Source organism: Herbihabitans rhizosphaerae (assembly GCF_004216555.1).
Taxonomy (GTDB): domain Bacteria; phylum Actinomycetota; class Actinomycetes; order Mycobacteriales; family Pseudonocardiaceae; genus Herbihabitans; species Herbihabitans rhizosphaerae.
The window spans coordinates 64,566-77,590 of the sequence record NZ_SGWQ01000005.1 but is presented as its reverse complement, the minus strand read 5'-3'; the positions used below and the strand labels follow the sequence as shown (position 1 = coordinate 77,590).

Below are 13,025 nucleotides of genomic sequence, written 5' to 3'. Positions count from 1 at the left end.
CCCCTTACGCCGCAAGGGTTTTCGCCGGCCCGAGGACGCGGTCGGTGTACGGGTTGGCGAACACGCCGTCCGGGTCCACAGTGGACCGAACGCGCAGGAAGTCGTCGAACCTCGGGTACCGCTCGCGCAGTCTCTCCGCGTCCAGCAGGTGCATCTTGCCCCAGTGCGGCCGCCCGCCCACCTCGCCGACGATCGACGAGAACAGCCGGAAGTACTCCACGAACGGCATTCCGGTGTACTGGTGGATCGCGATGTACGCCGAATTCCGAAGGTAGGCCGTGGAAAGCCAGATGTCGTCCGCCGCGGCAACCCTGACCTCCGCCGGGAAGATCACCGGGTGCGCCAGCTTCGGCACCCGCGCGCGAAGCTCGCGCAGAACGTCCACAATGGACTCGCGCGGCACGGCGTACTCCGACTCCACGAAGCGCACGTTCCGGTTGGTCACGAAGACCCGGTGGGACGTGTCGCTGTAGGTCCTCGGGGACAGCGTGCGGGAGAACACCTCGGTGATCGGCCCGACCAGTGGCGGCACGGCCCGACCCACCGCGCACACCGCGTTGAACAGGCGGTTCTCCACCATCTCGTACTCGACGAACTGCCGTGCGCGGCTGAGCGGTCGTGCGGGCGCGCCGAGCGGTAGCCGGTTGTTGCGCTTCACGAGCGCGGTCCGCCCCCCGCCGGGGAACCAGTAGAACTCGAAGTGGTCGTTGGCGGCCGCTTCCTCGTGGAATCGCTCGAACACCTCGTCGACCGGCACCGGCACTTCTTCCGCGGCCAGCACGAACGACGGCTCGCAGCGCAGCGTCACCCGGCTGATCACGCCGAGCGCGCCGAGCCCGACGCGGGCGGCCGCGAACAGGTCAGGCCGCTCGCCGGCCGAGCAGGTGACCACCGAGCCGTCGGCGAGCACCAGTTCGAGTGCCGCGACCTGAGTGGCCAGCCCGCCGAGCTGCGCGCCGGTGCCGTGCGTGCCGGTGGAGATCGCGCCGGAGATCGTCTGCTTGTCGATGTCGCCGAGGTTGGTCATGGCGAGCCCGTGCCGGTCCAGTTCGGCGTTCAGCTCGCGGATCGTGGTGCCGGAGCGCACGGTCACCAGTCCGGTGTCGCGCTCGACGGATTCGAGGCCGCGCCAGCCGAACAGGTCCACGGCCACGCCGGGTGCCTCGGCGGCCGGCGTGAACGAGTGTCCGCTGCCGCGCGGCCGGACGGCCAGCCCGTCGCGGCGGGCGCCGGCGATGGTCTCGGCGATCTCGGCGACCGATTCCGGCCGGGCCACCCGTGCCGGCGTGCACGAGACCGTGCGGGCCCAGTTGTGCCAGGGACGCTCGCTCATCCGTCCCGCCTTCCTATCGGGTGACGTTCACGAAACATACGTGAACACTGTTCGCGTTTCAACGATTTCTGGCGTACGGTGAGATCCGTGATCAGGTCGACCATGCTCCCGCGCCTCGACGTCGCGACCAAGCACCTCGAGGCGCCGCTCGCCGCTGTCGACCTGGACGCGTTCGACGCCAACGCCGTCGACCTGGTGCGCCGCGCCGCCGGCCGCCCGATCAGGGTGGCCAGCAAGTCGATCCGCTGCCGGTATCTGCTGGAGCGGGTGCTCGGCCAGCCGGGATTCGCCGGCGTCATGTGCTACTCGCTGCCGGAGGCGCTCTGGCTGTCCGAGCGCTGGGCGGACACCGGCCTGGCGGACACCGACCTGCTGGTCGCCTACCCGACGGTGGACCACACCGCGCTGCGCCGGCTCGCCGCCGACCGCCGGGCGCGCGAGCACACGTCGGTGATCGTCGACTCGGTCGAGCACCTGGACCTGATCGACGCGGCACTCGGCGCCGACCACCCGGAGATCCGGGTGTGCCTGGAGCTGGACGTGTCGTGGCGGCCGCTGCTCGGACGGGGCCTTGTGCACGTCGGAACTCGCCGCTCGCCGGTGTTCACCCCGAAGGAGGCGGTCGAGGTCGCGAAGGTGGTCCTGCGCCGCCCTGGTTTCCGCCTGGTGGGCCTGATGGGCTACGAGGGACAGATAGCCGGGCTGGGCGACCGGCCGGCCGGCAAACCGCTCGTGGGCGCCCTGCTGCGGTGGGCGCAGCGCAACTCCAGCGAGGAGTTGGCCGCGCGCCGGTCCGCCGCGGTGTCCGCGGTGCGTGAGCTGACCGAGTTGGAGTTCGTCAACGGCGGCGGCACCGGCAGCGTGGAGACCACGGTCGCGGACGCGTCGGTGACCGAGGTGGCGGCCGGCTCCGGGCTGATCGGCCCGACCCTGTTCGACAACTACAGCCGGTTCGCGCCGAAACCGGCCGTGCTGTTCGCGCTGCCGGTCGGCCGGCGGCCGGGACGGGGCATCGCCACCCTGTTCAGCGGTGGCTACATCGCCTCCGGGCCGGTGGGTCAGGATCGCCAGCCGCGGCCGTACCTGCCGGCGGGCCTGCGGCTGCTGCCGTTCGAGGGCGCCGGCGAGGTGCAGACGCCGGTGGTCGGCAAGGCGGCCAACGGCCTGCGCGTCGGCGACCGCGTGTGGCTGCGGCACGCCAAGGCCGGCGAGCTGGCCGAGCGGTTCACCGACTACCACGTACTGACCGGCGAGCGCCTCGAACGCACAGTCCCCACCTACCGCGGCGAAGGCCAGTCCTTCGGCTGACCCACCTACCCCCGGCCCACCTACCGTCGTCGACCCACCTACCGACTTCACGCAGCCGGGTGTGTTGACCGCCCCGATCAAAAGCCCGCTGAGGTCGAAACTCATTGTCGAGGGCGGTCGCCCCTACGACGCCGGAGGGACAGCGGGCGAGGAACGAGCCCACTGTCTCGGAGGAGGCGTGACTGAACCACCCACGAAACCCAGCCACCCACACTCGGCACCCAGCCACCCACCCAAAAAGACCACAACCCCGTTCGGCGAAGCCGAACCAGGCGACCCTGCCCTCGATAAAAATTCAGAGCTGGCCGGACAGGTACGCGCGGATGATCTTCCTGGTCTCGTTGACCACGGTGTCCTCCGGCAGCACGTGATCGCGGAACGCCAGGTTCAACACGCCGTCGGCGACGGCCACGGCGACCGCCATCTGGGTGGCGACCTCCTCGCGCGGCACGTTGAACCGGGTGGCCAGCAGCTCGATCAGCCGGTCGGCGACGACGGTGTTGTTCTCCCGCTCCTCGTCGATCAGCCGCAGGTCGACCACGTCACCGAAGCGGATGCGGGCGAACGCCGGGACGGTTCGGTGCAGCTCGACGTAGGCGTCCAGGCACACGTCGACCGCGTCCCACCAGTGCTCCAGCTCGATGGTGTCGAGCCGTTCGCTGGTGGTGCGGATGTAGTGATCCAGATTGCGCTGGGTGAGCGCCTGCACGACGGCTCGCTTGTCCGGGAAGAACTGGTACAGCGAACCGACGGCCACGCCGGCCTTCTCGGCGATCAGCGTGGTGGTCACACCGTCGTAGCCGAGGTCATCGATCAGCGAGGCGCACGCCTGGAGCATTTTCTCCACGCGTCTGGCACTGCGCTGCTGGACGGGCTGGCGGCGAAGCGGTGTGGGACTGGCCACGGGCGACTCCTCGAACGTCGGTCACCTCTATCTTGCCTGGTCCCGGTGAAGCTTGTTCGTCGCGCCCGCTGATTCACCCGGACAGGACAGCGAAAGTTGGGACGGCGTTGGTGCCCGTCCGGGGAAACGGACACCAACGCCGGGTCTTTGGGGTGGGCCACCACGTCCACGGCGGCCCACCTACGGGGGTCCGGGGGCTTGCCCCCGGGTGGGGCGTGGGGGCTTCGCCCCCACAAACACACCACTCGGATCCGCGAGCGCTCTCCGCGAGCACACTTCTCCCATCCGAGTGGGGCCGCGGACCGGCACTGGTCGGGGGAGGGGAGTGCAACAGCACCGGTCCGCGGAGTCTCTGTTGTGTTGTCGCTGTCGTTTAGGGGCCGGCGGTCCGAGTCGTCTCGTTCGGGGGGACGGACGAACCGGACCGCCGGCTGGGGTGACGCCTCGACCGCTCACCGTCCGGGGAAAACGGGCGCCCGAGGTCGTCGGTTCTACCTGGTGGTGGCCACTGCCCTGCGGGAGGACGGGACGGTGACCTGTCGTGCGTGACGTCCGGCGGGCAGCGGGGCCAGTCCGCCGACCACCAGGTGCTCGTGGGCAGCGCGCCACACCGTGCACGGCGCCTTCTGCTGACGCCACCGCGAGGAGCACGCGGGGCAGTTGCCGCGCTCGTCCGGCTCGTGGGCGGCGAGCATGGCCCGCCAGCCCTCCGTCAGCCGGGGCAGCTCCGAGCGGGCGACGGACAGCAGCGACGGCGCGTCAGCGCGGCTGGCGAGCTCGGAGAGCATGTCCAGACGCTCCCACACCGCGTTGCGCAGTACCTGGCCGAGAATCTCGTCCACCTGAACGTCACCGTTACCTTTCCGCCAATTCGGCGGCTTCTCGTAGCGCGGTTCGCAGCTGGCCGAGTTGGCCGGCCGACAGGACCGCGGTTTCGCCGGGAGGCCCTACCAGGACCACTCGGTTCCGTTCGACAAGCACGGTGAGGAATCTGTCGCGATTGATCACGTCACCACAGGAGATGCGCCAGACGCGGCGGCCACTCGTCGAGCCGTGGATGGTCTCGTGAGCGGCCTCTGCACGAGCAGGCGTCACCGGGTCCATCTGAGCCACTGCCGAGCCGATCGCGTCCACGTGGTGAATTCCCTCCGTGCTCGAACGCTTACAGCAAACTAGATTGGACCTCGTGGAAGGGTCATGGGAGTTTGGAGCGCCCATCGGCTATTGCTCGACGGTGAACGGTCAGCCCACTTCGGCAGGGCCGATCAGGTTCGCCGATCCATACTGTTCTAGGCGTGTGAAGTGCACTTACTCTGCGGCTAGCGCCCAGCGACTGTGAGGGGGCGGGATGAACTCCATCGGATCGCCGGACTCTTCGATACCACCTGAGGTGTGGGAAGAGGCCGAGATGCGAGACGCGCTCGTGGCGCGGGAGGTCAGCGCGGTCTACCGACTGCTCCGCCGCCACGGCGTGTCACAGCGGCAGATCGCCGCGATGACCGGCCAGTCACAGTCAGAGGTGTCGGAGATCCTCAAGGGTCGTCAGGTCATGGCCTACGACGTACTCGTGCGGATCGCCGGCGGGCTGGGTGTCCCGAGGGGATACATGGGCCTCGCCTACGACGACGTCACCGCGGTTCGGGTGGCCGGTTCGAAGGAGGTCACGGAGCCGGAGGAGGAGGACGAGTCGATGAAACGTCGGCAATTCCTCGCCCACGCCGCGGCAGTGACGGTCGGCGCGAACGTGCTCGGCATCGCCGAGCCGGGGTCCTGGGTGGCGCATGCCGCCCAGACGCCAGCACCACACCGCATCGGCATGACAGACGTCCGCCAGATCGAGGCGGCTACCAAGGCGCTACGCGCGCTCGACTATCGCTACGGCGGCGGCGCGTGTCGCGACGCCGTGGTGGCCCAACTGTCCTGGGGCCGGCAGATGCTCGGCTCGACGGCCAGCGACCAGGTGAAGCAGAAGCTGCACATCGCGCTGGCCGACCTGCACAGCCTGGCCGGGTGGACCTCGCACGACATCGGTCTGCACGACGCCGCCCGCACCCACTTCGGCAAGGCGCTGGAGCTGGCCAAGGAGGGCGGCAACGAGCAGCTCGTGGCCAACGTGCTGTACCGCATGGGCCGCGTGTACATCCACACCAAGGCGCCCGACGAGGCGCTGAAGATGCTGCAGCTCGGCCAGATCGCCGCGCAGGAGTCCGGCTCGGAGCTGGCCGTCGCGGTGATCTGCGCGAACCAGGCGTGGGCCTACGCGATGATGGGTCACAAGGACATGGCCATGCAGCTGGTCGGGCGCACCCGCGACGAGTGGCAGCGCGCGCAGGGCAAGGAGGTCGAGGACTGGGTCCGCTTCTTCGGCGAGACCGACGTGTACGGGATGATCGGCACCGTGCACACCGTCCTGGCCCAGGGCGAGCACCCGGAGCACACCAAGTTCGCCATCCCGGCGCTGACCAGGTGCATCGACCTGTACGGCGAGGAAATGACGCGCAGCAAGACCTTCGGGCTGAGCCTGCTGGCCACCAACCACCTGCTCGACGGCGACGTCGATCATGGCGCCAAGCTGGGCCGCACCGCGATCGACCTGGCCAGCGACCTGAAGTCGGTGCGGGCCAAGGACCGCATGGAGCCCCTGCAGATCGAGGCGGCCAAGCGCAGGAACAGCAGCGACGCGCGTGACCTCGCCGAGATCATCGCGAAGTTCCGCGGGCCGAACACACTCACGGGGTGACCGCCGGGCAGGCGGGCGATGTGGGCGTCGGCGATCGACTCACCAGTGAGCGGTTGGCCGACGTCCTCGCCACGGTGTGCGAGCGCCTCGGCCTCGACCACCGGGGTGCCCGACTGCTGAAGTTCACCGCGAACGCGGTGTTCCGGCTGGAGCGGCAGCCGGTCGTGGTGCGGATCCTGGGCTCCTCGGCGCTGCGGCACCGGGTGGAGAAGGTGGTCCGGGTGGCCTCCTGGTTCGCCGAGCACGGCGTGCCGGCGGTCCGGCTGGTGCCGCACATCGACCAGCCGGTGCGCGTCGGCGGGTTCACGGCCACCGTCTGGGAGGCCGAGCCGGGGGACGGTCCGGCCCCACGCGGCGCTGACCTGGGCCGATTGCTGCGCCAGGTGCACTCGTTGCCGTTGCCGCCGTTCGAGCTGCCCGTGTGGGATCCGGTGGACGACGTGCGCAGGCGCATCGGCGACGCCGAGGGCCTCGACGAGGCGAGCCGGCTGTTCCTGCTGGACCAGTGCGACGAGGTGCGGGAGGCGCTGGAGGTCCTGGAGTTCCAGCTCCCGACCAGCGTGGTGCACGGCGACGCGCACCTGGGCAACCTGATCCCCACGCCGGACGGCCCGGTGCTGTGCGATTTCGACGCGACCTGTGTCGGCCCGCCGGAGCTGGACCTCACGCCGCTCGCGGTGGCCACGATCCGGTTCGGTGATCCGGTGGACCGGTACCGCGAGCTGGTGCGGACGTACGGTGTCGATGTCACTCGTTGGAGTGGATTCCCGGTCCTGCGAAAGTTGCGCGAGTTGAAGATCGTCACGAGCGTGCTGCCGATCATGGTGAGCAACCCGTCGATCCGTCCGGAGCTGCTCAGCAGGCTCGATGATCTTCGTAACGGAGACATCTCGGCACGCTGGCGGAGATACGCCTGACGAGCGCGTTCGCCGTCCTTTGTGGACTGGAACCGGTAACGCTGAGGCGGGTCGGTGCGACCCCAGGGGCGACAACGGCGTAACGGCTCACTAGGCTTGCTCTGAACGCTACCGTGAGTGGGCACCAGTGACCCGGTCCCACGATGAGGTGATCGAACCCGTGTTCCGCTTGACGAGCAGCCACACTCGTCCTGGCCGTCGTGCCAGGCGGGCGCTGCAGTCGGCGCAGGTGCTCGACGACGTCGTGGAGAAGCAGCTCACGCTGGTCGCGCACCTCCCGGAGGAGAGCCGGCACCGCGCGGGGGACTATCTCGCCGAGCTGGTGCTGCTGGCGCAGGCGTACCGGCACTACGCGGCGGGCTGGATCAGCAAACGTGATCTCGATCATCGGGGGCTGGTCACCGTTCAGCGGCTCGGACAGCTCCGTCGGGCCGAACCCCCCGCGAGTCAGCTCACCGACACAGACTGACCGTTCGTCGCGCGGCCCACTGTCCACTTGGGACGGTATTTTTTATCGAGGGCAAGGTCGCCTGGTTCGGCTTCGCCGAACGGGGTTGTGGTCTTTTTGGGTGGGTGGCTGGGTGCCGAGTGTGGGTGGCTGGGTTGATGGGGTGGTCCAGCCACGCCACCTCCACGACAGCGGGCTCGTTCCTCGCCCGCTGTCGCTCCGGCGTCGTAGGGGCGACCGCCCTCGACAATGAGGGCGACCTCAGCGGGCTTTCGATCGGGGCGGTCAACACACCCGGCTGCGTGAAGTCGGGTAGGTGGGTAGGTGGGCCGAGGGGTAGGTGGGCCGCCGTTGTCCGGTCAGGCGACGGGTGCGCGGGTGAGGACGACGGCGAAGCCGAACGCCAGTCCCATCACCGCGATCTCCAGCGCCGCCCAGCCGACCAGTGCGGTTCGGCCGTGCCTGGCGATCGACGGCAGCAGCCGCCACCGGATCTTCGCGCCGAGTAGCGCGATCGCCGCGACACACAGGATCTTCGCGACCACCAGCACGCCGTAGTCGGTGCCGAACAGCCCGTCGAACAGGTCCTTGCCCGGCGTGACCAGCACCTCGGCCAGCCCGTTGAACAGACCGCTCGCCGCGACCACCACGAGGCAGACCGTGGCGAGCTTGGAGAACCGGGGCAGCGCGTGCGCGAGCAGCCCCCGGTTCGCGGCGGCCAGCGCGAGCAGCACGGCGAGCCCGCCGGTCCAGGTGGCCGCACCCATCACATGCAGCTCCATGGAGATCATCGTGAAGTCGTGCCACCGCCAGTTGGTGGCGTGCCCGGTGACCGGCAGCGGCAGCAGCGCGAACAACGCCACGGCCACCCGAAGCTCGGCCGGCAACTTCTCGCCGATCCGGATCGCCACGACCGACAACCCGCAGCTGATCAGCGCGAACACCGCCACGAACAGCAGCGCCTTGCCCGAGCCGAACGCGCTCACGTACTCGCCGATCGAGCCGAGCGACACGTCCCGCCCCGGCCGCATCTCGGCGGTCTGCAGCACCAGTGCGACCAGCGCGCACACCGTCCACACCAGCGAGGTGGCCACGGCCAGCCGGCGCGACACGGCGAGCACCGGCTCGGCCAGCTTCGGCCGGTCGAAGCCGATCAACAGGGGCAGCAGGCACAGGCCGACGGTGAGTACCGCCGCCATGTCCAGCAGCACCCGGGTGATCGGGATGCCCACCCGGACCACCGCACCCGGCTCCGGCAACCCGGGGATCTGCTCGGTCGCGGTGATCGCGAGACCGAGCAGCACCCCGACGATCGAGGACGCGACCAGGATCGTCACCAGGTGGTGCCGGGGAACCGCGGTGGTCCGGGCTTCGGTCATTGCTGTTTGCCCAACCTCAACGCGAGCACGAGTCCGGCGCCGAGCAGCACGACCGCGCCGGCGATCCACACCCACACGGGCGCGCCGCCGCCGCTGTCACCGTCGGCGGCGCCGGAGTCCGGCTGGGCCTGTCCGCTCGGCGCGGACGACTCCGGCTTGCCGGCATCGGGTGCCGCCGGTGCGCCGCCGCCCGGCTTGGACAGCGTGAACTTGACCTGGCCGCGCACCGCGTGCCCGTCGTTGGACACGATGTTGTAGCCGATCGTGTAGACGCCGGCCGGGCCGAGCTGGCGCAGCGGCATGGTCACCACATTGCCGCTGACCCGCACCGATCCGCCTTCCCAGCGGTCGTCGTTCGGGCCGCGCACCACGACCGTGTTGAGGTCGTCCCCGCCCTGTACGGGCTGGTCGAACTTCAGCTCGATCGACTGCGGACCGGTGTCCACAGTGGACTCGTTGGCCGGGGTGCTGCCGATCAGCGTGTTGTGCGCGAGTGCCGGCGTGGCCAGCCCCACCATGGTGAGGCCGGCCAGCGCGAGCACGGCGAACAGCCGCCTCATTCCCGCTCGCCCGTTTTCGGAGCGCCGCCGGTGCGACGGGATCGCAGAATGGCGCCGGCACCGATGCCGAGGCCGAGCGCCCCGACCGCGAGACCGCCGCCGCCGAGCCAGCGTGCCGTGTTGTCCTCGGCCTTCGCCGCGGTGTGGTCACCGGCCGCCTTGGCGTCCGCCGTCGGGTTGCCGGCCGGCGCGGCGCTGCCGTGGTCGCCGGCGCCCTTCTTGCTGAGCTTGAGCACCGGCGCCGGGCGGTCGGGCTCGGGCGCACCGGCGGCCGGCGGCGCGTCCTTCCACTCGACGACCTTGTTGTTGTCGTAGGTCTGCGTCGCCGGGAGCACCAGTTGGTCGGTGGTCTCCGGCAGCTTGCCCACGGACAGCTCGAACTCGGCGAACTCGCCGGGGCCGATCCGGGTGCCCGGCTTGGCGGTCCAGGTCACGACGCTGACCGCCTCGGTGATCTGGCTGCCGTGCGACTCGACCGGCTTGGCCAGCTTGGCCTTCACGACCTCCGCGGTCCAGCCGTCGGTCGGCTTGGTGCGCACCGAGGTCAGCGGGTATTCCTGCGGCAGCGTGACGGACAGCTTCACGGTGCCGGCGGTGTTGTCCTCGTTGGGCACCCGGAAGGTGATCTTGGTGTACCCGCCCTGCTGCGCCGGCTCGCCGAGCGCCTTCGCGGTGACGTGCGCGGACGCGATGCCGCCGCCGAACGCGGTGGCGATGCCCGCGGCGGCCACGACGACCCCAGCACGGGCGACAAAACGATTTGTCGACATGTAGATAAGTCTCCTGACATGAATGGGCTACGAGCCGAGTGGCTCGCGTGAGTTGAGGTCAGGAGAGAACGGGTGGTCCGCGCCGGCCGTGCACCCGGCGTAACAGCACCTCGACCAGCCGGCCGGGTCGGTTCGGAGCGGGCGGCGCGACGGCGGTGAAGGCCGGCGCCGGCACGGTCAGGCACACCCTGGCCAGCCAGCCGACCAGCAGCGACACCGCCGAGGACGCGGTCCGGGACGCGGTGTCCGCCCTGGTCAGCAGCCACGCCGTGACACCGACCGCGATCGCGTGCGCGGCGAGCATGAGCCAGCCGCCGAAGCGCGCCGGCTCGCCGTGCTCGGCGAGAAAGGTCAGCAGCGTGTGCTGGGCGAGCTGGGCGACCCCGAGAATTCCGAGCACGGCCGGCATCCCGCGCCGCGCGCCGGCCAGCGACGTCCCGGCCCAGCCGACCAGCAGCGCCACGCCGATCGTCACGCCCGCGTTCGGCGCGTGCCCGCTGGCGACGCCGTGCGCCGCGACGGCCAGTGCGGCAGAGCAGCTCGCCAGCACCCCGCCGCGCCATAACCGCTGCGCACGGGGTGGGGTCCGCCGTCTGCATGACACGGTTGAACAGAGTAGGTGACGGCTTCCGGTGGCCCGCGCCACGAGCAGGTCGGCTTGCCATCCGACCACCCAGTAAGAAAGGTTAGGCGGCAACATCAACGGCTGGCCGGATGTGAAAAGCCTGCTGTTGGCTCGTCGACGTCGGGGAGGAGCCATGGCCGAACAGATCGACGAAACGTCCGTGACCAGCGAGGACACGGAAGATCAACCGGTGCTGCAGGCCGAGCGACGACGCGGTACGGACGTCGTCGTGTTCAGCGTCGCCGCGCTGATCGCGCTGGCCTTCGTGCTCTGGGGCGTGATCGACACCAAGTCGTTGAAGTCGGTGTCGAGCGACCTGCTGAAGTGGATCACGACGAACACCGGATGGGCGTTCGTGCTGGCCGCCTCCGGCTTCGTGGTGTTCGCGATCTACCTGGCGTGCAGCCGCTACGGGCGGATCCCGCTCGGCCGTGACGACGAGAAGCCGGAGTTCAAGACCGTCTCCTGGGTCGCGATGATGTTCAGCGCCGGTATGGGCATTGGTCTGATGTTCTACGGTGCCGCCGAGCCGCTGAACTTCTTCGTGAGCCCGCCACCGGGCGGGCCGACGCCGCAGAGCAACGAGGCGCTGTCCAACGCGATGGCCACGGCGCTGTTTCACTGGACGGTGCACCCGTGGGCGATCTACGCGGTGGTCGGTCTGGCGATCGCGTACGGCACCTTCCGCCGCGGCCGCAGCCAGTTGATCAGCTCCGCGTTCGCTCCGCTGTTCGGCAAGCGGGTGGCCGAGGGGCCGCTCGGCAAGAGCATCGACATCATGGCGATCTTCGCGACGCTGTTCGGCTCGGCGGCATCGCTGGGTCTCGGCGCGCTGCAGATCGGCAGCGGCCTGCAGGCGGTCGGCTGGGTCGGTGAACTCGGCGTCTCGCTGCTGGTCGGCGTGATCGCGGTGCTCACGATCGCGTTCGTCGCGTCCGCCGTTTCCGGTGTGGCCAAAGGCATCCAGTGGTTGTCCAACATCAACATGGTGCTGGCCGGGATCCTGGCGTTCGCGATCTTCGTGATCGGCCCGACCGTGCTGATCCTGAACCTGGTGCCCACCGCGCTCGGCAACTACGTCCGCGACATGGGCGAGATGGCCGCGCGCACCGGCGCCACCGGTGGCACGTCCGCGACCGGCCAGTCGATGGACGCCTGGCTCGGCGAGTGGACGATCTTCTACTGGGCGTGGTGGATCTCCTGGACGCCCTTCGTCGGCATGTTCATCGCGCGGATCAGCCGCGGCCGTTCGATCCGCCAGTTCATCGGCGGCGTGATCGCGGTGCCGAGCGTCGTGAGCCTGGTCTGGTTCGCGATCTTCGGCGGCGCGGCGCTGCACCAGCAGCGGGTGAACAACCTCGCGCAGCGCGGCGATCCGTACAACACGCCGGAGAAGACGCTGTTCGTGCTGCTGGAGGACTTCCAGCCGTATACAACGATCCTGGCCGTTCTGGTCGTGATCCTGGTGGCGATCTTCTTCGTGTCCGGTGCGGACGCGGCGTCGGTGGTGATGGGCACGCTGTCGCAGCGCGGGAGCATCGCGCCGTCGAGGCCGGTGGTGATCTTCTGGGGCGTGCTCACCGGTGCGGTGGCCGCGGTGATGTTGCTCGTCGGCGGGCTCGACGAAGGCAAGAGCGCGCTTACCGGCCTCCGCAACCTGACGATCATCGCGGCCGCGCCGTTCGCCGTGGTGATGATCTTGCTGTGTGTCGCGCTTGCCAAGGATCTGCGCAGCGATCCGTTGGTGCACAAGGAAAAGCGGATCGCCGAGGTGCTCGACGAGGCCACCGCGCACGACGGTCCCGGGGCGGCGGCGCTCCGGGTGCCGAACGGCGATTCGGATGGTGACACGCCGGACGGCGACGATTCCACGCGACGAAAAGAGTAACCGCCGGCCTCCGCGAGTTAGGGTAGCCTAACTCGCGGAGGTGGTCGCGATGAAGCTCAACTCGGTGGAGCGCGCGTTCGTCAACAACCCGGTGCGGGCCGCGCACCAGCACCACCGCGAGGCCGGCTGGTTCCTCTGCTCGACCGGCTGGGC

13 protein-coding genes are annotated in these 13,025 nt (G+C 69.7%); 5 read left to right on the top strand and 8 right to left on the bottom strand.

All coding sequences use genetic code 11. The annotated features are described in order from the left end of the window. Nucleotides 1-4: 4 nt before the first annotated feature. Nucleotides 5-1,333 carry a D-arabinono-1,4-lactone oxidase gene (locus tag EV193_RS16365; RefSeq protein WP_130345016.1) on the bottom strand — a complete coding sequence of 443 codons (1,329 nt, stop codon included), beginning with the start codon at nt 1,331-1,333 and terminating at the stop codon, nt 5-7. A gap of 102 nt (nt 1,334-1,435) precedes the next feature. On the opposite strand from EV193_RS16365, the gene EV193_RS16360 reads away from it, so the two are divergent. Continuing rightward, on the top strand, nt 1,436-2,641 hold the full coding sequence (locus EV193_RS16360) for an amino acid deaminase/aldolase (RefSeq protein WP_130345344.1): 1,206 nt from the start codon (nt 1,436-1,438) through the stop codon (nt 2,639-2,641). Nucleotides 2,642-2,936: 295 nt separating this feature from the next. Here the strand turns inward: EV193_RS16360 and EV193_RS16355 are convergent, their stop codons facing one another. From EV193_RS16355 to EV193_RS16345, 3 genes are all read right to left on the bottom strand, one after another. Next, nucleotides 2,937-3,545 carry a TetR/AcrR family transcriptional regulator gene (locus EV193_RS16355; protein WP_242613437.1) on the bottom strand — a complete coding sequence of 203 codons (609 nt, stop codon included), beginning with the start codon at nt 3,543-3,545 and terminating at the stop codon, nt 2,937-2,939. Nucleotides 3,546-4,036: 491 nt separating this feature from the next. Further along, nucleotides 4,037-4,387, bottom strand: a complete 351-nt coding sequence (locus tag EV193_RS16350; protein ID WP_130345015.1) for a hypothetical protein — start codon at nt 4,385-4,387, stop codon at nt 4,037-4,039. 13 nt (nt 4,388-4,400) lie between these two features. Continuing rightward, nucleotides 4,401-4,679, bottom strand: a complete 279-nt coding sequence (locus tag EV193_RS16345; RefSeq protein WP_242613436.1) for a hypothetical protein — start codon at nt 4,677-4,679, stop codon at nt 4,401-4,403. Nucleotides 4,680-4,893: 214 nt separating this feature from the next. Here EV193_RS16345 and EV193_RS16340 point away from each other — a divergent pair, with 214 nt between their 5' ends. From EV193_RS16340 to EV193_RS16330, 3 genes are all read left to right on the top strand, one after another. Further along, complete coding sequence (locus EV193_RS16340; protein ID WP_130345014.1) at nt 4,894-6,285, top strand: helix-turn-helix transcriptional regulator; 1,392 nt, start codon at nt 4,894-4,896, stop codon at nt 6,283-6,285. Further along, nucleotides 6,282-7,202: a phosphotransferase family protein gene (locus EV193_RS16335; RefSeq protein ID WP_278044185.1), complete on the top strand. Its 921-nt coding sequence runs from the start codon at nt 6,282-6,284 to the stop codon at nt 7,200-7,202. The genes EV193_RS16340 and EV193_RS16335 overlap by 4 nt, the downstream gene beginning before the upstream one ends. Nucleotides 7,203-7,362: 160 nt before the next feature. Then, nucleotides 7,363-7,671, top strand: coding sequence for a hypothetical protein (locus tag EV193_RS16330; protein WP_130345013.1), 309 nt, complete (start codon nt 7,363-7,365; stop codon nt 7,669-7,671). Between the two features lie 338 nt (nt 7,672-8,009). Here the strand turns inward: EV193_RS16330 and EV193_RS16325 are convergent, their stop codons facing one another. Genes EV193_RS16325 through EV193_RS16310 form a run of 4 tightly spaced genes read right to left on the bottom strand, consistent with a single transcriptional unit; the run spans nt 8,010 to nt 10,963 of the window. Beyond that, nucleotides 8,010-9,029, bottom strand: a complete 1,020-nt coding sequence (locus EV193_RS16325; protein ID WP_130345012.1) for a copper resistance D family protein — start codon at nt 9,027-9,029, stop codon at nt 8,010-8,012. Continuing rightward, complete coding sequence (locus EV193_RS16320; RefSeq protein ID WP_130345011.1) at nt 9,026-9,589, bottom strand: copper resistance CopC family protein; 564 nt, start codon at nt 9,587-9,589, stop codon at nt 9,026-9,028. The genes EV193_RS16325 and EV193_RS16320 overlap by 4 nt, the downstream gene beginning before the upstream one ends. Next, nucleotides 9,586-10,359 carry a YcnI family copper-binding membrane protein gene (locus EV193_RS16315; protein ID WP_130345010.1) on the bottom strand — a complete coding sequence of 258 codons (774 nt, stop codon included), beginning with the start codon at nt 10,357-10,359 and terminating at the stop codon, nt 9,586-9,588. Before EV193_RS16315 ends, EV193_RS16320 begins: the two co-directional genes overlap by 4 nt. 58 nt (nt 10,360-10,417) lie before the next feature. Next, entirely contained in the window at nt 10,418-10,963 is a 546-nt protein-coding gene (locus EV193_RS16310; protein ID WP_130345009.1) for a hypothetical protein, read from the bottom strand. A 154-nt stretch (nt 10,964-11,117) separates the two neighbouring features. Here EV193_RS16310 and EV193_RS16305 point away from each other — a divergent pair, with 154 nt between their 5' ends. Next, nucleotides 11,118-12,872 carry a BCCT family transporter gene (locus tag EV193_RS16305; protein WP_130345008.1) on the top strand — a complete coding sequence of 585 codons (1,755 nt, stop codon included), beginning with the start codon at nt 11,118-11,120 and terminating at the stop codon, nt 12,870-12,872. The last annotated feature ends 153 nt before the right edge of the window (nt 12,873-13,025 follow it).

What these genes read in the sequence shown, in the direction of transcription:
- EV193_RS16365 (WP_130345016.1), bottom strand. Translation starts at nt 1,333, where the DNA reads ATGAGCGAGCGTCCCTGGCACAACTGGGCCCGCACGGTCTCGTGCACG.
- EV193_RS16360 (WP_130345344.1), top strand. Translation starts at nt 1,436, where the DNA reads ATGCTCCCGCGCCTCGACGTCGCGACCAAGCACCTCGAGGCGCCGCTC.
- EV193_RS16340 (WP_130345014.1), top strand. Translation starts at nt 4,894, where the DNA reads ATGAACTCCATCGGATCGCCGGACTCTTCGATACCACCTGAGGTGTGG.
- EV193_RS16325 (WP_130345012.1), bottom strand. Translation starts at nt 9,029, where the DNA reads ATGACCGAAGCCCGGACCACCGCGGTTCCCCGGCACCACCTGGTGACG.
- EV193_RS16320 (WP_130345011.1), bottom strand. Translation starts at nt 9,589, where the DNA reads ATGAGGCGGCTGTTCGCCGTGCTCGCGCTGGCCGGCCTCACCATGGTG.
- EV193_RS16315 (WP_130345010.1), bottom strand. Translation starts at nt 10,359, where the DNA reads ATGTCGACAAATCGTTTTGTCGCCCGTGCTGGGGTCGTCGTGGCCGCC.
- EV193_RS16305 (WP_130345008.1), top strand. Translation starts at nt 11,118, where the DNA reads ATGGCCGAACAGATCGACGAAACGTCCGTGACCAGCGAGGACACGGAA.